This window comes from Sphingomonas sp. (assembly GCF_036677245.1).
Classification (GTDB): domain Bacteria; phylum Pseudomonadota; class Alphaproteobacteria; order Sphingomonadales; family Sphingomonadaceae; genus Allosphingosinicella.
The window spans coordinates 19666-38079 of record NZ_JAKFCG010000035.1 but is presented as its reverse complement, the minus strand read 5'-3'; the positions used below and the strand labels follow the sequence as shown (position 1 = coordinate 38079).

The 18414-nt window shown below is 66.2% G+C and carries 18 protein-coding genes; 9 read left to right on the top strand and 9 right to left on the bottom strand.

Going from position 1 to position 18414, the window contains the following annotated elements; genetic code table 11:
• Positions 1-58: 58 nt before the first annotated feature.
• Together V6M48_RS03415 and V6M48_RS03410 are read right to left on the bottom strand one after the other, a co-directional pair.
• Positions 59-424: a GFA family protein gene (locus tag V6M48_RS03415; protein WP_332811133.1), complete on the bottom strand. Its 366-nt coding sequence runs from the start codon at positions 422-424 to the stop codon at positions 59-61.
• Between the two features lie 2 nt (positions 425-426).
• Positions 427-969 (bottom strand): hypothetical protein, encoded by a 543-nt coding sequence (locus V6M48_RS03410; protein ID WP_332811120.1) that lies wholly within the window; start codon positions 967-969, stop codon positions 427-429.
• Between the two features lie 150 nt (positions 970-1119).
• On the opposite strand from V6M48_RS03410, the gene purF reads away from it, so the two are divergent.
• Both purF and V6M48_RS03400 read left to right on the top strand, forming a co-directional pair.
• Positions 1120-2577 carry an amidophosphoribosyltransferase gene (gene purF / locus V6M48_RS03405; RefSeq protein WP_332811119.1) on the top strand — a complete coding sequence of 486 codons (1458 nt, stop codon included), beginning with the start codon at positions 1120-1122 and terminating at the stop codon, positions 2575-2577.
• A complete protein-coding gene (locus V6M48_RS03400) occupies positions 2577-3284 on the top strand; it encodes an SDR family NAD(P)-dependent oxidoreductase (protein ID WP_332811118.1) in 708 nt (235 codons plus the stop codon). The genes purF and V6M48_RS03400 overlap by 1 nt, the downstream gene beginning before the upstream one ends.
• Positions 3285-3296: 12 nt before the next feature.
• Here V6M48_RS03400 and V6M48_RS03395 read toward each other — a convergent pair whose 3' ends face one another.
• The 3 genes from V6M48_RS03395 to V6M48_RS03385 all read right to left on the bottom strand — a co-directional run bounded on the left by V6M48_RS03395 (position 3297) and on the right by V6M48_RS03385 (position 7554).
• Positions 3297-4571, bottom strand: a complete 1275-nt coding sequence (locus tag V6M48_RS03395; RefSeq protein ID WP_332811117.1) for a cyclopropane-fatty-acyl-phospholipid synthase family protein — start codon at positions 4569-4571, stop codon at positions 3297-3299.
• 80 nt (positions 4572-4651) lie between these two features.
• Positions 4652-5677, bottom strand: coding sequence for a 2-oxoacid:ferredoxin oxidoreductase subunit beta (locus V6M48_RS03390; protein WP_332811116.1), 1026 nt, complete (start codon positions 5675-5677; stop codon positions 4652-4654).
• Positions 5674-7554, bottom strand: a complete 1881-nt coding sequence (locus V6M48_RS03385; RefSeq protein ID WP_332811115.1) for a 2-oxoacid:acceptor oxidoreductase subunit alpha — start codon at positions 7552-7554, stop codon at positions 5674-5676. The genes V6M48_RS03390 and V6M48_RS03385 overlap by 4 nt, the downstream gene beginning before the upstream one ends.
• A 283-nt stretch (positions 7555-7837) precedes the next feature.
• Between V6M48_RS03385 and V6M48_RS03380 the strand changes: the two genes are divergently transcribed.
• Genes V6M48_RS03380 through V6M48_RS03365 form a run of 4 tightly spaced genes read left to right on the top strand, consistent with a single transcriptional unit; the run spans position 7838 to position 11819 of the window.
• Entirely contained in the window at positions 7838-8314 is a 477-nt protein-coding gene (locus V6M48_RS03380) for an RNA pyrophosphohydrolase (RefSeq protein ID WP_332811114.1), read from the top strand.
• A 27-nt stretch (positions 8315-8341) separates the two neighbouring features.
• Positions 8342-9553 carry a hydrolase gene (locus V6M48_RS03375; protein WP_332811113.1) on the top strand — a complete coding sequence of 404 codons (1212 nt, stop codon included), beginning with the start codon at positions 8342-8344 and terminating at the stop codon, positions 9551-9553.
• On the top strand, positions 9550-10569 hold the full coding sequence (locus V6M48_RS03370; protein WP_332811112.1) for an arginine N-succinyltransferase: 1020 nt from the start codon (positions 9550-9552) through the stop codon (positions 10567-10569). The genes V6M48_RS03375 and V6M48_RS03370 overlap by 4 nt, the downstream gene beginning before the upstream one ends.
• Positions 10566-11819, top strand: a complete 1254-nt coding sequence (locus tag V6M48_RS03365) for an N-succinylarginine dihydrolase (protein ID WP_332811132.1) — start codon at positions 10566-10568, stop codon at positions 11817-11819. Before V6M48_RS03370 ends, V6M48_RS03365 begins: the two co-directional genes overlap by 4 nt.
• A gap of 36 nt (positions 11820-11855) precedes the next feature.
• Here the strand turns inward: V6M48_RS03365 and V6M48_RS03360 are convergent, their stop codons facing one another.
• Positions 11856-12566: a 6-phosphogluconolactonase gene (locus tag V6M48_RS03360; protein WP_332811111.1), complete on the bottom strand. Its 711-nt coding sequence runs from the start codon at positions 12564-12566 to the stop codon at positions 11856-11858.
• 179 nt (positions 12567-12745) lie between these two features.
• On the opposite strand from V6M48_RS03360, the gene V6M48_RS03355 reads away from it, so the two are divergent.
• Complete coding sequence (locus tag V6M48_RS03355; RefSeq protein ID WP_332811110.1) at positions 12746-13078, top strand: PilZ domain-containing protein; 333 nt, start codon at positions 12746-12748, stop codon at positions 13076-13078.
• A 22-nt stretch (positions 13079-13100) separates the two neighbouring features.
• On the opposite strand, the gene V6M48_RS03350 is transcribed toward V6M48_RS03355, so the two are convergent.
• The 3 genes from V6M48_RS03350 to V6M48_RS03340 are packed head-to-tail and all read right to left on the bottom strand — an operon-like array spanning position 13101 to position 15563.
• The gene (locus tag V6M48_RS03350) at positions 13101-14033 is read right to left on the bottom strand and encodes a Gfo/Idh/MocA family protein (RefSeq protein ID WP_332811109.1); all 933 of its coding nucleotides are present in this window, start codon (positions 14031-14033) and stop codon (positions 13101-13103) included.
• A gap of 4 nt (positions 14034-14037) precedes the next feature.
• Entirely contained in the window at positions 14038-14679 is a 642-nt protein-coding gene (locus V6M48_RS03345; RefSeq protein WP_332811108.1) for a 2-dehydro-3-deoxy-6-phosphogalactonate aldolase, read from the bottom strand.
• Positions 14676-15563 carry a 2-dehydro-3-deoxygalactonokinase gene (locus V6M48_RS03340; RefSeq protein ID WP_332811107.1) on the bottom strand — a complete coding sequence of 296 codons (888 nt, stop codon included), beginning with the start codon at positions 15561-15563 and terminating at the stop codon, positions 14676-14678. The genes V6M48_RS03345 and V6M48_RS03340 overlap by 4 nt, the downstream gene beginning before the upstream one ends.
• Before the next feature lie 236 nt (positions 15564-15799).
• Between V6M48_RS03340 and V6M48_RS03335 the strand changes: the two genes are divergently transcribed.
• A complete protein-coding gene (locus V6M48_RS03335) occupies positions 15800-17137 on the top strand; it encodes a family 1 glycosylhydrolase (protein ID WP_332811106.1) in 1338 nt (445 codons plus the stop codon).
• 57 nt (positions 17138-17194) lie between these two features.
• Positions 17195-18334, top strand: a complete 1140-nt coding sequence (dgoD, locus tag V6M48_RS03330) for a galactonate dehydratase (protein WP_332811105.1) — start codon at positions 17195-17197, stop codon at positions 18332-18334.
• Positions 18335-18414: the final 80 nt, after the last annotated feature.

Here is an 18414-nt window from a genome sequence, read left to right as displayed (position 1 = left end):
CCTGGTCTGGCGCTTTGTAGGCTGGCGATTCGGCGCTGGGCAAGCCGTCGGACGCCGGTCAGTCGATCCCGGCGCGCGCCTCTTCCCAGTTGCGGCCGTCGAACGGCACGGCCGTGATGCTCAGCGCCCCGATGTCATCGACCGCGTTGAGGTTGAGGCTCCAGGCCTCCGGGTGGGAGCGCGGCTGATAGAAGCTCTTGATCCCGCAGATGCGGCAGAAGAGATGCTCTGCGGCGAGAGTGCCGAAGCGATAGCGCGACAAGTCCTCCGCCCCCTGCAGCAGGCGGAAATGCTCGTGGCGGACGATCAGGTGACGAAAGCCGGTCATTGCGCAGATCGAGCAATTGCAATCGAGCACCACCACCTCGCGCGGCACCTCCGCCTCGAAGCGCACCGCACGGCAATGGCATCCGCCGGAAATCATGATCAATGGCGCCTCCTGTGTTGCAACGAGGTTGATTTGTGGCCGCTCCCTGATTCGCCGGAGCAAAGCGGTTCGCCGACCGGATCCTTGGCCCGCAACGCCGCATCCTTCGTGCCGCCATTCCGGGTCAACCGCACATTCGTGGGCCGCGCGGGCGAGCCGCAATAATAAGCGCAGCCGCGCGGCGCGCTCGCGGGCATGACGATGCTGAGATGGTCGATCGTCGCGTTGAGCGTGCAGCGCGATTCGCCGGCCATCGTGAAGCGCAGCCGCCGCCCGATCCGCCGCACCGTGCCGCTGCCGGCGCAACTTGCCGTGCCGGGGCCGCGAATGACGAGGCCGAAGTCGGCGCTTCGCCGGCGCTGGATGATGCACAATTGGCTTGGCGACCGGCGATCGCCGCTTTCGTAGAGGCCGGTCAGGCTCCGCAGCTGGCCGACCGTGCGCTGCGGCCTTGGCTCGCGGTGCACGGCCTGGCCGTTGCCAGGTTCCGGCTCGCGCGAGCAGCCGGCGAGGAGCGTAAGAAGGATCAGCGCCTTGCGCATCCTCTATCCTTCCCTGCCTCCTCCCGCATCCGGGGCAGCTTGGCCGGAAAATTGCCCGATGGATAGGAAATCGACATCAATTTGTAACAAGAGGCGACAAAGCCGGGGCGGCTTCCTATATGAGCGGCGATCGGGAGCAACGCGCGAACCATGCTGACGACCAACCCATTTGACGACGACAAATTGCGCGAGGAATGCGGCGTATTCGGCATCTGGGGCGCCGAAACGGCATCGGCCGTCGTCGCGCTCGGCCTGCACGCGCTGCAGCACCGCGGCCAGGAAGCCGCCGGCATCACGAGCTATGACGGCCGTGCGTTCCACACCCATCGGGCGATGGGCCATGTCGCGGGCAATTTCGACCGCGACGACATCATCCGCAGTCTCGCCGGCGGCACCGCGATCGGTCACGTCCGCTATTCGACCACGGGCGAAACCGCGCTGCGCAACGTCCAGCCTTTGTTCGCCGACCTGAGCTCGGGCGGCTTTGCGGTCGCGCACAACGGCAATATCTCCAACGCGCTCAAGATCAGGCGCGAGCTCAACCGGCGCGGCTCGATCTTCCAGTCGACGTCCGACACCGAGGTGATCATCCACCTGATCGCGACCTCGACCTATCGGACATTGCTCGACAAGTTCATCGACGCCTTGAAGCAGGTCGAGGGCGCCTATTCGCTGATCTGCCTAACCAGCGAGGGAATGATCGCCTGCCGCGACCCGCTGGGCATCCGTCCGCTCGTGATGGGGCGGCTCGGCGATGCCTATATCTTCGCCTCCGAAACGGTGGCGCTCGACGTCGTCGGTGCGACCTATCTGCGCTCGGTCGAGCCGGGCGAGGTGATCATCGTCTCGGATCGCGGCGTCAAATCGCACCGCCCGTTCGCAGCGGTACGGCCGCGCCCGTGCGTCTTCGAACATGTCTATTTCGCGCGCCCCGACTCGATCGTCGACGGCTCCTCGGTCTATTCGGTGCGCAAGCAGATCGGCGCCGAGCTGGCGATCGAAAATCCGGTCGAGGCCGATTATGTCGTGCCGGTGCCCGACAGCGGCGTCCCGGCGGCGATCGGCTACGCCCAGCAATCGGGCATTCCGTTCGAGCTCGGCATCATCCGCTCGCATTATGTCGGACGCACCTTCATCCAGCCCGGCGACCAGGTCCGCCACCTCGGCGTCAAGCTCAAGCACAATGCCAACAGCGCGCTGATCGAGGGCAAGAAGCTCGTGCTGATCGACGATTCGATCGTGCGCGGGACGACGAGCCTGAAGATCGTGCAGATGCTGCGCGATGCCGGCGCCCGCGAGGTCCATATGCGCATCGCCTCGCCGCCGACCCGGCACAGCTGCTTCTACGGGGTCGACACGCCCGAGCGCGCCAAGCTGCTCGCCGCGCAGATGAGCGTCGCCGAGATGGCCGACTATATCAATGCCGACAGCCTCGCGTTCGTCTCGATCGACGGTCTCTACCGCGCGCTCGGCGAAGGCGAGCGCGACGAGAGCCAGCCGCAGCAATGCGACGCCTGCTTCACCGGCGATTATCCTACCCGGCTCACCGATCATGAGGAAAGCGAGCCGGCCGACCAGCTCGCATTGCTGGCCGAACGTTACGCCTGATGCCGGGACTGCTCGAGGGTCAAGTCGCGCTGGTCACCGGCGCGAGCCGCGGCATCGGCGCCGCCACCGCTGAGGCGTTCGCGCGCGAGGGCGCGCATGTCGTCCTCACCGCCCGCACGACCGGCGCCCTCGAGGAGGTCGAGGGCCGCATCCACGATGCTGGTGGGACCGCGACGATCGCTCCGCTCGACCTTACCGACGGCGACAGCATCGCGCGGCTCGGCGTCGCGGTGGCCGAGCGCTGGAAAACGCTCGACCTGCTGGTGCTCAACGCCGCCATGCTGGGCTCGCTGAGCCCGGTGCCGCACATCGACGGCAAGGAATTCAACCAGCTGCTGACCTTGAACCTGCTCGCCCAGCAGGCGCTGATCGCCACCTTCGACCCACTGCTGCGCAACAGCCCGGCCGGGCGCCTGCTCGCGGTGACCTCGAGCGTCGGCGCCCATCCGCGCGCTTTCTGGGGCGCTTATGGCGCCTCCAAGGCCGCGCTCGAGACCTTGGTGCTGAGCTACGCCGACGAAAACCGCGATCTTGGCTCGCTCAAGGCCGCGATCGTCGATCCGGGCGCGACCGCGACGGCGATGCGCGCGCGCGCCTTTCCGGGAGAGGATCCGGCCACGCTCAAGCCGGCGAGCGCCGTCGGCGACGCGATCGTCGCATTGCTCAAGAGCGATTTCGAAAGTGGGTACAGGCTCGAAGTCAGCTAGCTGCACGACCAACTAGCGTTTGACCAACGTGACCTGCGCAACGTCGATCCCGCCGCCTCGGAAGCCGCCTTCACAATACATCAGATAATAGAGCCAGAGCTCGTGGAAGCTCTGGTCGAAGCCGGCGGGAAGGCGCCCTTCCCCCACCGCTGCTTCGTAACGCTCGCGCCAGCGCTTCAGAGTCTCGGCGTAATGCAGGCCATAGCCCTTGCGGTCGTGCCATTCGAGCCGGCAGGCCTCGCCGATCGCGCGAAACCTCTGCTCGCTGATCAGCATCCCGCCCGGAAAAATGTACGCCTGGATGAAATCGGTATTGGCGGCATAGCCGTCGAACAGCGCTTCGCTGATCGAGATGAGCTGTAGCGCGGCCTTGCCGCCCGGCTCGAGCACGCGTGCAATCGACTGCAAATAGGAGGGCCAATATGCCTGTCCGACCGCCTCGACCATCTCGACGCTGGCGACGGCATCGAAGCGGCCCTGCACGTCGCGATAATCCTGGATCTCGATCGAGACGCGGTCGGCGAGCCCGAGCTTGCTCAGCCGCGCATCGGCATAGGCCTTCTGCTCCCTCGACAAGGTCAGGCCGGTGACGCGAACGCCATAGTCGCGGGCGGCGATCTCGGCGAGCGAGCCCCAGCCGCAGCCGATCTCGAGCAGATGATCGCCGGGCTTGAGATCGAGCCGGTCGAGCAAGGTCCTGATCTTGCGCGCCTGCGCCGCTTCGAGCGGCTCGGTCGAGGCGATCGGAGCGGTGAAGATCGCGCTCGAATAGGTCATGCTCGGATCGAGCCAGGCGCTGTAGAAATCGTTGCCGAGGTCGTAGTGGAATTCGATGTTGCGGCGCGATCCCCTTTTGTCATTGTCGCGAAAGGCGTGGGCGATGCGGTTGACCAGCCGCGGGAAACCTTTCGCCCGGCCTAGCTCGCCCAGGCTGACGCCGTTGCGCACGAACAGGTCGAACAAGGGGACCGGATCCGGGCTCGACCATTCGCCGAGCTTCCATGCCTTGTACCAGCCGACCGAGCCCGACGTGACGAGCCGCACGAGCGCGCGCCACGAATGAAGGCGCACCACCGGCATCGCGCCGGCCTTGCGGCCGCCGAGAAGCCGCCGCGCGCCGTCGGGCAGGGTTGCGTCGATTCCGCCTTCGAGCAGACCAGCGTCGATGCGATCGAGCAGCTTGCGGAAACCGCCCGCCGTCAGCCGCGCGAACAGCCCGCCCCCAGTCGCAAAGCCGCGATCGGCCGCGAGCAGATGTCCACCGCGATGGCTCGACTGCTGGTTCACGCCCCACCTCCGAACGGATGTTATAACCCCGTTCGCAGGGTAATTTCCAGATCGTCCGCATGGGCGGACCGGGTCCGCGCTTAGATCGCGCGCGGCTCCTTGGTCACTTCCCAGCTCTGGCCCTTGGCGACGAGCGCCTGCAGATCGGGCGCTTTGCCTGCGCTCGCCGCCTGATTCTGCTCGATGATCGCGCTGTCGAACGTCGGCCGCTCGTCTTCGTAGAGGACGCCGAGCGCCATCGGGAAGACGCCGAACTGCATCTCGACGAGCATATGCGCGACCGAGCGATTGACCGGATCGTGGACGAGCACGCTGGCGGCCTGCCAGTCTCCATTCTCGACGTCGACGACCTTCAGCGCCAGCGCTTCACGGTCGAGCGCGAGACCCTTGGTGCCGTCGGCGAACAGCATCGGCTCGCCCTTTTTCAGCCAGAGCTGCTTGTCGACCGCGAATTCCTTGGCGGTGAACGGCGCGAAGACGTCGTCGTTGTAGACGATGCAATTCTGGAAGATCTCGACGAAGCTCGCGCCGCGGTGCGCATGCGCCGCCTTGAGCACGTCGGGCAGATATTTGCTGACGTCGATGCCGCGCGCGACGAAACGCGCGCCCGATCCCAAAGCGAATGCGCACGGGCTCGCCGGCCGGTCGACCGAGCCGAACGGCGTCGAGGGCGAGCGCGTCCCGACCCGGCTGGTCGGCGAATATTGGCCCTTGGTCAGCCCGTAGATCTCGTTGTTGAACAGCAGGATCTGGCAGTCGAGGTTGCGGCGCAGGATGTGCATCGTGTGGTTGCCGCCGATCGACAGCGCATCGCCGTCGCCGGTGATGATCCAGACGTCGAGATCGGGATTGGCGAGCTTGAGCCCGGTCGCGATCGCCGGCGCGCGACCGTGGATCGTGTGGAAACCATAGGTCTCCATATAATAAGGGAAGCGCGACGAGCAGCCGATGCCGGAGATGAACACCGTATTTTCAGGCCGCGCGCCGATTTCGGGCATCGTCCGCTGCACCGCCTTGAGCACGGCGTAATCGCCGCAGCCCGGGCACCAGCGCACCTCCTGGTCGGTCGCGAAATCCTTCGCGGTGAGCTTGGTCATCTCGTTCATTGCAGGGCTTCCTCTATCGCCGCTTCGATCTCGGCGATCTTGAACGGTTGGCCGGAGACTTTGAGAATTGGCTTGGCATCGACCAGATACTGGTCGCGAAGCACGGTCTTGAACTGGCCGTTGTTCATCTCGGGGACGATAACCCGATCATAGCTGTGCAGCAAATCGCCGAGGTTGGTCGGCAGCGGCCAGATATGACGGACATGGATGTGGCTGACGTCGAGGCCCTTGCGGCGCGCGCGGCGCACCGCCTGGTGGATCGGCCCGAAGGTCGAGCCCCAGCCGACCACGGCGAGCCGGCCGCCGGGCTCGCCCAAGGTGACGTCCTGCTCGGGGATGGACGCCGCGATGCCCTGCACCTTCTGTGCACGAATGTCGGTCATCGCCTGGTGGTTGGCCGGCGAATAATCGATATGGCCGGTCACCTGGTTCTTCTCGATGCCGCCGATGCGGTGCGTGAGGCCCGGCGTGCCGGGCTTGATCCAAACCCGGGCGAGCTTCTCGTCGCGCGCATAGGGCCGGACGCTCTCGCCTTCCGCCGGCGGATCGGTGTGGAACGTCACCGGGAACGGCTGGTAAGCCGACATGTCCGGCACCTTCCACGGCTCGGCCGCATTGGCGATATAGCCGTCGGTCAGCAGGATCACCGGGGTCATATATTGGGTTGCGATGCGGCATGCCTCGATCGCGCATTCGAACGCATCGGCGGGCGAGCGCGCGGCGATCACCGGCAGCGGCGCATCGCCGTTGCGGCCATAGACCGCCTGGTAGAGATCGGATTGCTCGGTCTTGGTCGGAAGCCCGGTCGACGGGCCGCCGCGCTGCGAATTGACGATCACCAGCGGAAGCTCGGCGATGATCGCGAGGCCCATCGCCTCGCCCTTGAGCGCGATGCCGGGGCCCGAGGAGGAAGTGACGCCGAGCGAACCCGCGAAGCTCGCGCCGATCGCGCTCGAGATCGCGGCGATCTCGTCCTCGGCCTGGAAAGTGGTGACGCCATATTCCTTGAGGCGCGAGAGATGGTGCAGGATCGCCGATGCCGGCGTGATCGGATAACCGCCGAAGAACATCGGCAGCCCGGCGAGCGTGGTGCCTGCGACGAGGCCGATCGACACGGCCTCAGCGCCGGTGACGGTACGGTAGAGGCCGGGCTCGGCCGGGGCCGGAGCGATATGATGCTGGTGGAGCTGGCCGCCGATCTCGGCGGTCTCGCCATAAGCGTGGCCGGCGTTGAGCGCCGCGATATTGGCTTCGGCAAGCTCGGGTGCCTTGGCGAACTTCGACTTCAGCCAATCCTCGATCGGCTTGCGGTCGCGATCGAACATCCACAGCGCGAGGCCCAGGGTCCACATGTTCTTGGACCGAAGCGCTTCCTTGTTGCCGAGGCCGAATGGCTTGACCGCGTCGAGCGTCAGCTGGCTGATGTTGAGCGAGATCACCTGCCATTTGGCCAGTGCGTCGGTCTCGAGGGGATTTTGGTCATAGCCGGCCTTGGCGAGGTTGCGCGCGCCGAACTCGCCCTCGTCGACGATGATCAGCCCGCCGGGCTTCAATGCATCGACGTTGACCTTGAGGGCGGCCGGATTCATCGCCACCAGCACGTCGGGCTCGTCGCCGGCGGTCTCGATCGCGGCCGAGCCGAAATTGATCTGGAATGCCGAAACGCCGAACGTCGTCCCCTGCGGCGCGCGGATCTCGGCCGGGAAATCGGGGAAGGTCGCGAGGTCATTGCCGGCCAGCGCCGTCGACAGCGTGAATTGCCCGCCAGTAAGCTGCATTCCGTCGCCGCTGTCGCCCGCGAAACGCACGACGACCGCTTCGAGCGGATTGTCGGCGCGAGCCTCTTCCGGCGTTAGCAAGTGAGTGGCTGTCGCCATCATTCTTCCTTCAGTGTTTGGCGCCCATCTCTACCGTCCGATTAGCGCTACGACAATCAAAGCGTTAGCGCGCCGGCGAAGTAAGAAGCATCCCCTCTTTCGGCCGCCAACCGCGATAGTGATTCGCCACGCAAGCCGGCCGATGTGGCAGAACATTTCCCGGCTTTGATGCGCGGCGCCAGGCAGACGAAGCCCGATATGGCAATCGCGCCTTGATGCGACAACAGTTCATCGGCGATGGAGCCAAAACGGAACAGGCGCGAGCGCCAAGGAGACAGAGCGAATGACCGCGAAGAACGACCTCCCCTACCGGCCCGGCGCGGGCATCATGCTGCTCAACAAGGAGGGCAAGGTGTTCGTCGGGCAGCGGCTCGATAGCACCTTGGAAGCATGGCAGATGCCGCAGGGCGGGCTCGACGAGGGCGAGGATCCGGTGGAGGGCGCGCTGCGCGAGCTGGAAGAGGAAACCGGCATTGCCCGATCCAAGGTCGAGATCGTCGCGCGCTGCCCGGTCGAGCTTCATTATGACCTGCCCCACGATCTGATCGGCAAATTGTGGAAGGGTCGCTGGCGTGGCCAGCGCCAGAGCTGGTTCCTCGCCCGTTTCCTCGGCACCGACGCCGACATCAACATCGCCACCGCGGACCCGGAGTTTCGCGCCTGGAAATGGGCCGACCCAGCCGAGCTTCCCGCGATGATCGTGCCATTCAAGCAGCCGCTGTACGAAGAGGTGATCGAGGCATTCCGCGAGTGGCTTTAGGAGCTGATCCGGACTAAACATGTTCCGATGAGTGGGCTTTCCGCCACCGAGGCCGCAACGATCGAGCGCTGCGCCGAACGACCGATGCTGGATCAGGTGCAAAGCTGGGCCGCGCTCAACAGCGGCTCCACCAATTCCGGCGGGCTTGCGCAAATGGCGGCCGCGCTCGCCGACGCCTTCGCGGCGCTGCCGGGCGAGCTTGCGTTGCGCGAGCCGGCACCGGTCGAGCTGCTCGACGAGACGGGCCGAACGCGGCCTGTCGAGCATGGGCGAAATCTGCACCTCGCCGTGCGCCCGCACGCGCCGGTGCAGCTCCTGCTGACCGGTCACATGGATACCGTCTTCGCGGCCGACCACCCCTTCCAGAGCCTCGACTGGCGCAGCGACGGTGCGTTGCGAGGGCCTGGTGTCGCCGACATGAAGGGCGGCATCGCGGTGATGCTTGCGGCGCTTCAGGCGATCGAGGGCGCGCCGCAGGCCGCGCAGCTCGGCTATGAAGTGGTGATCAACAGCGACGAGGAGGTCGGCTCGCCCGGCTCGGCGGCGCTGATCGCCCAGGCCGCGCGCGGCAAGCAGGCCGCTTTCACCTACGAACCCGCGCTGCTGCCCGACGGCACCTTGGCGGGGGCGCGGCCCGGAAGCGGCAATTTCTCGATCCTTGTCGAAGGGCGCGCCGCCCATGCCGGGCGCAATCCCGGCGACGGACGCAACGCGATCGTCGCCGCGGCGGACCTCGCGCTGCGCCTTGCGCGCTGCGCTCGGCCGGGGCTGACAATCAATCCGGCTCGGATCGACGGAGGCGGCCCGAACAACATCGTCCCGGACCGCGCGATCCTGCGCCTCAACCTGCGGCCGGCAACGCCGGACGACCAGCGCCGCGCTGAGGAGACGCTCGCCAGCCTCGTGGCGGAGATTGCCCGCGAGCACGATGTCGCGGTCACCCTCCACGGCGGCTTCAACCGCCCGCCCAAGCCGCTCGATGCGCCTGCGAAAAGGCTGTTCGCCCTCGTCCGCGATTGTGGCCGCCTGCTCGGCCAGGAGATCGGCTGGAGGGATACCGGCGGAGTCTGCGACGGCAACAATATCGCCGCGCTCGGCGTCCCAATCGTCGACACGATGGGGGTGCGCGGCGGCGCGATTCATAGCGCCGAAGAATATCTGATCGTCGAAAGCCTGGTCGAGCGCGCGCAATTGTCGGCGCTGAGCCTGCTTCGGCTCGCCGCGGGCGCCGCATCGTGAGCTTTCGCGTCCGCCCTGCCGGCAGCGCCGATTTCCAGTCGATCTACGAGATGGCGAAGCTGACCGGCGGCGGTTTCACCAACCTTCCCCCCGATCGCGGCGCTCTGGTCGAGAAACTGGTCCGATCCGAAAATGCCTTTGCGCGCGAAGAGGACATCCAAGCCGACGATCTGTTCGTCTTCGTGGTCGAGAATGACGACACCGGGCAGGTGCGCGGCACGTGCCAGATCTTCGGATTGATCGGCGCGGAAATGCCGTTCTATTCTTATCGCATCAGCACCCTCACGCAGACCTCGAAAGCGCTGGGACGAGTGTTCCGCGCGGAGATGCTGACATTGGTCAGCGATTTCGACGGCTCTTCCGAGGTCGGCGGCTTGTTCCTCCATCCCGGCGAGCGTGCCGGCGGCCTCGGCCTGCTGCTCGCGCGCAGCCGCTATCTGTTCATCAAGGCGCACCGCAAGCGCTTCGGCGATCGTCTCATCGCGGAGCTGCGCGGGGTGATCGACGAAGGCGGCGGCTCGCCCTTCTGGGACGCGATCGCCGGCCGCTTCTTCGGCATGAGCTTCCAGGGAGCCGACGAATTCAACGCCGCGCACGGCAACCAGTTCATCGCCGATCTGATGCCCAAGACGCCGATCTACACTGCAATGCTGCCCGAAAGCGCACGCAGCGTGATGGGCGTGCCGCACCCGAGCGGGCGCGCGGCGATGAAGATGCTCGAGCATGAGGGCTTCGCTTACGATTGCTATATCGACATCTTCGACGGCGGCCCGACGATGTCGGTCGCGACCGACCAGGTGCGCACGATCCGCGAAGCGCGGGAGCTGGTGTTCGCCGGCGCCGCCGACGATCTCGAGGGCATGCCCCATATCGTCGCTTCGGGCGTGCTTGCGGGATTCTCGGCCTGCTACGGCCGCATCCGGGTAGCGCCCGACAACAGCGCCTTGCTCGACCGTGCCAGCGCCGCATTGCTTCGCATCAAAGCCGGCGAGACCTTCTTCGCGATGAGCCGCTGATGCTGCGCGAAATCAACTTCGACGGTATCGTCGGCCCCAGCCATAATTATGCTGGGCTGAGCCTCGGCAACATCGCTTCGACCAGCAACGCGGGCAGCGTGTCCAATCCCAGAGCGGCGGCGCTCGAGGGCATAGCGAAGATGCGCCACAATCTGTCGCTGGGGCTCGCGCAGGGCATTCTCCTCCCCCACCCTCGCCCCGACCACGGCTGGCTGACGCAGCTCGGCACGGACATCGAGCGGGCGTCGGTGTCGCTGCGCGCCGCCGCTTGCTCGGCCTCGGCGATGTGGGCGGCCAATGCCGCGACCGTCTCGCCCGCCGCCGACACGCGCGACGGCCGCTGCCATCTGACGGTCGCCAATCTGCGGACGATGCCGCATCGCAGCCACGAATGGCCGGCGACATTAGAGCAGCTCAAGCTGGCATTCGGCGACCAGCGCCATTTCGTCGTCCATGATCCGGTGCCGGCCACCTTCGCCGACGAAGGTGCCGCGAACCATATGCGGATCGCGCCTGCCCATGGCCGGCCCGGCGTCGAGATCTTCGTCCATGGCCAGAGGGGCGGCGGATTTCCGGTGCGCCAGCATGTCGAGGCGAGCCGCGCGGTGGCGCGCTTCCACGGGCTCGATCCGGAGCGGACCCTCACAGTCGCGCAATCGGAGGAAGCCGTGGCGGCGGGCGCCTTCCACAACGATGTCGTGGCCGTCTCGAACGAGAATGTCCTCCTTGCGCATGAGCAGGCGTTCGCGGAACGCGACCATTTCTATGCCACGCTGCAGCGGCTTGTGCCCGACGTGCAGGTCATCGAGGTTCCGGCAAGCGAAGTCAGCCTTGAGGAGGCGATCTCAAGCTATTTGTTCAACGCCCAGCTCGTGACGCTCCCCGAAGAAGGCATGGGCCTGATTCTCCCCGGCGAGGTCCGCGAGATACCACGGGTATGGCATTGGCTCGGACGATTGGCGGCCGGCAATGGCCCGATCCGCAGCCTGTTCGTCGTCGACCTGCGCCAGTCGATGGCCAACGGCGGCGGACCGGCTTGCCTGCGCCTGCGCGTCGTCGCGGACCCAGCCACGGTCGATCCGCGCTTCCTGGTCGACGAGCCACGGCTCAGCATCATCTCGGACGTGATCAATGCGCATTGGCCGGACGAGCTTGCGCCGGACGATCTGCGTGACCCGGAGCTCCCCGGGCGGCTGGAGCGCGCGCGCCTCGCGTTGCTCGAACGGCTCGAGCTTAAAGAACTGGCCTGAGCGCTCCGGCGATCGTCCGCCGCCGAACAGACAGGGTCATTCAGCGCTCCAGAAGATGTCGACCGGAGTCTCGAGGTCGGCGAGCAGCCGTCCGACCGGGCTCTTGGACAAGGGCCCATCCTCGATCGCGCGCTCGAGCCTTTGCTTATTCTCGTCGCCGTGGAGCACGACCATCACTGCCCGTGCCGAGGCCAAGGCGGCCGCGGTCAAAGTCACCCGTTCAGCCGCGGGCTCACCTGAGGCGGCATCCGCGCGCACGCCGACCGCGCGCCGTTCGCGCGGGCCGGAAAGCGCCCGCTCGAGGTCCGGACCGGGCAGCAGGCCCGCGACGTGGCCTTCTTCATCCATCAGCAGGCAGACCAGATCGAGCGGCCCATCCAGCCTCGCCAGACGAGCATCTGCGAGCCGCCCGGCTTCCCCATGGTCGCCGAGCGCCGCTTCATCGACCAGCGAGACGAGTTCTGCGCCCGAGCCGGCAAAAAGCGACTCCAGATGCCCGAACCGGCTGAGCGGGTCGTCGAGCATGACCAGCCGATCGTCGGTCGGCACCACGGTGACCTTGCTCCAGTCGAGCTTGTTCCTGAGAAGCTGCTTGGCGATGAGATCGATCGCGGCGCTGCCGGGAAGCGCGAGCCGCGCCCCGCCATGGGCCTCGAGCGCGCTTTCGACGACGAAGCCGATGTCGCCTGCCGCCTGCTCGGCCAATTTCTCCGCGGAATCGAACTCCCACCATTCAATCTCGGTCATCGCGCACCCTTCCAGCTTGCGGCCCTATGACGTCTATTCCCCGCCACATCAACGCGCCACACGCTACGAGCTGCACGGAGGCGGTAGCCGCTTTCTTCGGAAACGCTGCCGCAACCCACATGTTTACCGATGCTTAGCGTCGATTGGTTAGACGCAGTCTGCGCGAATGGAGCATGGCTATGAGGATCGCCGCCGAATTGACCGGCGCCATCGACAGGAAACCCCGCGGTAGCGACCGCAAGATGGTGCGAATGACGGCCGGCTACCGCGGCGGTTCCGACCGAGCCAATGTCGACGTGATCGATCTCTCGCCAACCGGCGTCAAGATCGACAGCCACCTCTATCTTCAACCCCACAGCATGATCTGGCTCAAACTGCCCGGCCTCGAGGCATGGCAGGCGCGAGTCGCCTGGGTGCGCCGGCATCACGCCGGGTGCGAATTCGTGCGCCCGCTCCACCCGGCCGTGTTCGAGCGTGTGGTGGCGGCGTGCCGGGCTGCCGCGGGAACATAGAAGCCTCTTTTCGTCCTTCCGATCATCCCTCGAACGGCTCGACCACGGTCCGGCTACCGGCAAGAAAGCTGTCGGCGGCGAGCCGCAACGGATCGACGTCGACCAGCGAGCGCCGCTCGTCGATCAGGTCGACGAACCGTTCGTAGATCGCCGGATATTCGCCCGGCCCCTGCCCTGCCTGCTCCTCGCCGCCGACGAGCAGGCGCGAGCCGCCGTCGAGCAGCGCGATCTCCTCGCCATCGGCGGTGCCGATCTCGATCGTCCAGGCTTCGCCGCCGCTGTGCCGCCAGTCGAACGATGCGCTGAGCACGCCGTCCGCCGCGGGGCTGACAAGGCTGATTTCGGCCGCGATCGGCGCCTGCCTGTTCTCCGGGAAGAAGAGCTCAGCCGCTTTGACTGCGAGCGGCCCCGGGAAAATGCTGGTCGCGATCGAGAAGGCGTTGATGCCCGGATCGAACACGCCGAATCCGCCGGGGCTCCAGATCCACTCCTGGCCCGGATGCCATTTGCGCACGTCTTCCTTCCAGACGATCCGCATCGTGGCGATGCGCCGCCCGGCGAGCGCGTGCGCCGCGGCAGTCACGGCCGGATTATATTGCGCGTGCCAGGTCGTGAACAACGTCACCTCGCGCGCCGCGGCGAGGCGGCGAAGGATCTCGACCTCGCCCAATGTCACTCCGGGGGGCTTTTCGAGCAAGGTGTGAAACCCCGCCTCGATGCAGTCGCGCGCGATCTCGTAGCGGGCGGACGGCGGCGTGCAGACCGCCACCGCATCGAGCTGCTCGGCGGCGAGCAAGTCGCGATAGTCGGCGTAGGTCGCCAATCCCGGCTGCGGGACGATATTGCGGCTCGCGGCGGCCACCAGCTGGAAGCGCGGATTGGCGGCGATCGCCGGGACGTGCTGATCCGCCGCGATCTTGCCGAAGCCGATGATGGCGATGCGAAGCGGGACCATCAGCTCAGGCGCCCGATCCCTCGGCCAGGCCGTCGACATAGGTCCGTGCCTGCGTCCCGACTTCGCCGGCCGACTGGCCAGGGCGGTAGACGCCGGAGCCGAGGCCGAACCCGTCCGCGCCGGCATCCAGATAGGCCTTCATATTGGCGGGGCGAACGCCGCCGACGATCAGCAACGGCACGGTCTTCGGGATCACCGCGCGTTGCGCCTTGACGACCGCAGGCGAGGCCGCCTCGGCGGGAAATAGCTTGAGGCAATGCGCCCCCGCCCGCAGCGCGTCGAACGCTTCAGACGGGGTGAAATAGCCCGGCGCCGAGACCAGGCCAGCCGCGACGGTGGCCTCGATCACCGGCGTATGGACGTTGGGCGCGACGATCAGCCGGCCGCCGGCGCCGGCGACCTCGGCCACCTGCGCCGGCTCCAGGACGGTGCCCGCACCGATCAGCGCGCGTTCGCCGAGCGCGCGGGAAAGCCGGCGAATGCTTTCGATCGGCTCGGGCGAATTGAGCGGCACCTCGATGATCCGGATGCCGGCGGAGAACAGCGCCTCGCCGATCATCTCGGCTTCGTCGGGCGTCACTCCACGGATGATCGCGATCAGCGGACAGTGCGACAGATAGGATTTGAACTGGTCGAACGCGGTCATCGGATAAGCTCCGCCAATTTCCTCACTCCGGCCAGGAACGCCTCTTCGCCGTCGATCTCGCGGGCCTCGCGTCCGGCGACCTTCAGCGCGACCGCGAACAGGCGGGTCAGCTCCGGCCGGCCCATCACGATGATCTCGCCGACCGGGGCGGCGCGAAGGCCGATGCGCAGATCATTGCCGATCAAAAGGCCGCTCGTATAGGAAGCGGCCTGCTCCGCCGGCGCCCGGCCGAGCAGGGTCCGCGCCCTGATCGCGAACAGCTCCGAGGTCAGATCGTCGTGCGCGAGGCCGTGCTCGACCCCGAGCTCGAACGACGAGTCCGCCACAGCCGGGTGCGACAGCAGATCGGCAAGGATGCTGTGCTCCTTGAGCAGGTTGAACAGCTCGCCCGTCATCACCGTGCGGAACGATGCGATCCGCCCGCCGATCACGCTCGCCCATTTGTTGTGCGTGCCGGGATGGCAGACCATCGCATGATCGCTGACCATCCCGGTTGCGACCGCGCCCAGGATCTGCACCTCCTCGCCGCGCATCACGTCCGCGCGGTCGGGCGTCGAATGCGACACGCCGGGGATGATCGCGGCAAAGCCGGGCTCGGCCCAGGTCAGCTGATGGGCAAGATCGTCGAGGCCCGCCGGCGTCGGCACATAGCGCGCCTCGACCCAACCGCGGTTCGAGCCGATCATCCCCGCCATCAACAACGGCCGATCGCCGAGACGCGCGCGAAGCTCCGCCACCGCGCTTGGAAATCCCTCGGGCGGGACCGAGAGGATGCCTTGATCATCCTCCATTTCCTGCTCGAGGCTGCCATCGCTGCCGATCAGATAGCCGCGCCGGTTGGTTGTCCCCCAGTCGACCGCAATGAAACCTTCAGCCCAGCGCATCCCATTCTCTCTTGTCCTGCGCCGTAACGCGCCAAGCGCGCCGCGGTCGCATCGGCCGCCTCTTTATCGGCGCAGGCGTTTCGAATTGCACGCCGCTTGCGCGTACCGTCCGCGCAGCATCGCACGGACAAACTCGCGGAAAAGGCGCATGGCGATGCAACCTTATCCCGATCGGCTCTTTATGACGGGGCTGACACTATCGGCCGGGAGGGGTCGCTCCGAGAGCGGGGCACGGAGTGAAGCAGCGTTCGCGGGAGGCTTTTATCGCTAACTTCATGTTCTGCACCGGGATCGAGAACAGCATCCCGATGATCAACAACGGCCGCACGCGGGTCGACCAGATGGAGGTCTGCGGCCATTATGAGCGGTGGCGGGAGGATTTCGACCTCGTCGAGGAGCTCGGCATCCATTTCCTGCGCTATGGGCCGCCGATCCACCGCACCTTTCTCGGCCCCGGCAAATATGATTGGGAATTCGCCGATCTCACGTTCAACGATCTGAAGCGGCGCGATATCACCCCGATCGTCGATCTATGCCATTTTGGCCTGCCGGACTGGCTCGGCAATTTCCAGAACCTCGATTTCGCGCCGCAATTCGCGACCTATGCGGCGGCGTTCGCCGATCGCTATCCGTGGGTCCAACTCTACACGCCGGTCAACGAGATGTTCATCTGCGCGGTCTTCTCGGCCAAATACGGCTGGTGGAACGAGCAGATGCGGACCGATCGCGCGTTCGTCACCGCGCTCAAGAACATCGTCAAGGCCAACGTCCTGGCGATGGTCGAGATATTGAAGCGGCGTCCCGACGCGATCTTCATCCAGAGCGAGTCATCGGAATATTTCCACGCCGACAGCCCCGCGGCGATCGGGCCCGCCGAGATCATGAACTCGAGGCGCTTCCTGTCGCTCGATCTCAATTATGGCCGCCGCGTCGATTCCGAGATGTACGAATATCTCTTCGATAACGGCATGACCAAGGAGGAATATCATTTCTTCCTCCACCACCGGCTCAAGCAGAACTGCATCCTCGGCAACGATTATTACATGACCAACGAGCATCGCGTGTTCGCCGACGGCCATACCGAGGCGTCGGGCGAGGTGTTCGGCTACAGCGAGATCACCCGCCAATATTATAATCGCTACCGACTGCCGGTGATGCACACCGAGACCAATTTGCGCGAGGGCCCCACCGGGCAGGAAGCGGTCCACTGGCTGTGGAAGGAATGGGCGAACGTGCTTCGCCTGCGCAACATCGGCATCCCGACGGTGGGCTTCACCTGGTATTCGCTCACCGACCAGGTCGATTGGGACACCGCGCTTCGCGAGCAGAACGGCAACGTCAATCCGCTCGGCCTCTACGATCTCGATCGCAACATCAGGCCGGTCGGCAAGGCCTATAAGAAACTGATCGCCGACTGGCGCGACGTGCTTCCGGCGCAGAGCGTCTGCCTGGTCGTGCCGATCGTCCCGCCGTCCCGCGCCGGCGGCGCCCAGGAGCGCGACCAGCAGGAAGACGCCGCGAGGCTGCACCGCCACCAGGAGGCGCAGGCTTCCTCGGGCGAGCTTGGCCCGTGAAGCAGGCGTGAAGCAGGCGAGAGGCCGGCCGGATGCCGGCGAGGAGCAGGAGAGCCAATGAAAATCGACCGGATCGAAACCTTCTATGTTCCGCCGCGCTGGCTGTTCGTGCGGGTCGAGACGGACGACGGCGCGGTCGGCTGGGGCGAGGCGAGCCTCGAGGGCCATGCCGAAGCCGTCGACGGTGCGTTCGAGGCGCTGAGAGACCGCTTCATCGGCCACGATCCGCTGCGGATCGAGGATATCTGGCAGATCGCCTATCGCGGCGGCTTCTATCGCGGCGGGGCAGTGCTCATGTCCGCGCTTTCGGGGCTCGACCAGGCTTTGTGGGACCTCAAGGGCAAGGCGGCCGGCCTTCCTGCCTGGCAGATGCTCGGCGGTAAGGTTCGCGACAAGATCCGCGCTTATGCCTGGATCGGCGGCGACCGCCCCAACGAGATCGGCGACGCGGCGCGTGCGCGAAAGGAACAAGGCTTCTCGGCGGTCAAGATGAACGCGACGGCCGAGCTCGATTGGATCGGCACGCCCAAATTGTTCGACGAGGTCGCCGAGCGGGTCCAGGCCGCGCAGGCGCAAGGGATGGACGTCGGGCTCGACTTCCACGGCCGAGTCCACCGCCCTCTGGCCAAGCAGCTCGCCAAGGTCCTCGAGCCTTTGGGCTTGCTGTTCATCGAGGAGCCTTTGCTGTCGGAGAACCACGAGGGGCTCGCACAGATCGCGCAGCTCGTCAGCACGCCGATCGCGCTCGGCGAGCGGCTTTATTCACGCTGGGACTTCAAGCCGTTCCTGGCATCGGGAACGGTCGACATCATCCAGCCCGATCTCAGCCACGCCGGCGGCCTCAGCGAATGCCGCAAGATCGCCGCGATGGCGGAGGCTTACGACGTCGCGGTCGCGCCGCACTGCCCGCTCGGCCCGCTCGCGCTCGCCGCCTGCCTGCAGCTCGCCGCCTGCGCGCCCAATGTCGCGATCCAGGAAATGTCGCTCGGCATCCATTACAATGTCGGCCACGATTTGCTCAATTTCGTTACCGACAAGGCGGTGCTGAGCCCGATCGACGGCTTCCTGCCGATCCCGGAGGGACCGGGGCTCGGCGTGATCGTCGACGAAGCTGCCGTGCGCGAAGCCGACAAGGATCGGCACCGCTGGCGCAACCCGATATGGCGCAACCAGGACGGCAGCTTCGCTGAATGGTGAGATCGCTGCCGGCCCGCGGCGAGGCGCGCCGGGCTCAGGCGAAAGGCCAGGCTCAGGCGAAAGGCCAGGCTCAGGCGAAA

Excerpts from the sequence above, each read along its gene's own strand:
- V6M48_RS03375 (WP_332811113.1), top strand. The coding sequence starts at position 8,342 with ATGAGTGGGCTTTCCGCCACCGAGGCCGCAACGATCGAGCGCTGCGCC.
- V6M48_RS03360 (WP_332811111.1), bottom strand. The coding sequence starts at position 12,566 with ATGACCGAGATTGAATGGTGGGAGTTCGATTCCGCGGAGAAATTGGCC.
- V6M48_RS03385 (WP_332811115.1), bottom strand. The coding sequence starts at position 7,554 with ATGGCGACAGCCACTCACTTGCTAACGCCGGAAGAGGCTCGCGCCGAC.
- V6M48_RS03350 (WP_332811109.1), bottom strand. The coding sequence starts at position 14,033 with ATGGTCCCGCTTCGCATCGCCATCATCGGCTTCGGCAAGATCGCGGCG.
- V6M48_RS03415 (WP_332811133.1), bottom strand. The coding sequence starts at position 424 with ATGATTTCCGGCGGATGCCATTGCCGTGCGGTGCGCTTCGAGGCGGAG.
- V6M48_RS03410 (WP_332811120.1), bottom strand. The coding sequence starts at position 969 with ATGCGCAAGGCGCTGATCCTTCTTACGCTCCTCGCCGGCTGCTCGCGC.
- V6M48_RS03345 (WP_332811108.1), bottom strand. The coding sequence starts at position 14,679 with ATGACCGCGTTCGACCAGTTCAAATCCTATCTGTCGCACTGTCCGCTG.
- V6M48_RS03380 (WP_332811114.1), top strand. The coding sequence starts at position 7,838 with ATGACCGCGAAGAACGACCTCCCCTACCGGCCCGGCGCGGGCATCATG.
- V6M48_RS03400 (WP_332811118.1), top strand. The coding sequence starts at position 2,577 with ATGCCGGGACTGCTCGAGGGTCAAGTCGCGCTGGTCACCGGCGCGAGC.
- V6M48_RS03340 (WP_332811107.1), bottom strand. The coding sequence starts at position 15,563 with ATGCGCTGGGCTGAAGGTTTCATTGCGGTCGACTGGGGGACAACCAAC.
- V6M48_RS03390 (WP_332811116.1), bottom strand. The coding sequence starts at position 5,677 with ATGAACGAGATGACCAAGCTCACCGCGAAGGATTTCGCGACCGACCAG.
- V6M48_RS03355 (WP_332811110.1), top strand. The coding sequence starts at position 12,746 with ATGAGGATCGCCGCCGAATTGACCGGCGCCATCGACAGGAAACCCCGC.
- purF (WP_332811119.1), top strand. The coding sequence starts at position 1,120 with ATGCTGACGACCAACCCATTTGACGACGACAAATTGCGCGAGGAATGC.
- dgoD (WP_332811105.1), top strand. The coding sequence starts at position 17,195 with ATGAAAATCGACCGGATCGAAACCTTCTATGTTCCGCCGCGCTGGCTG.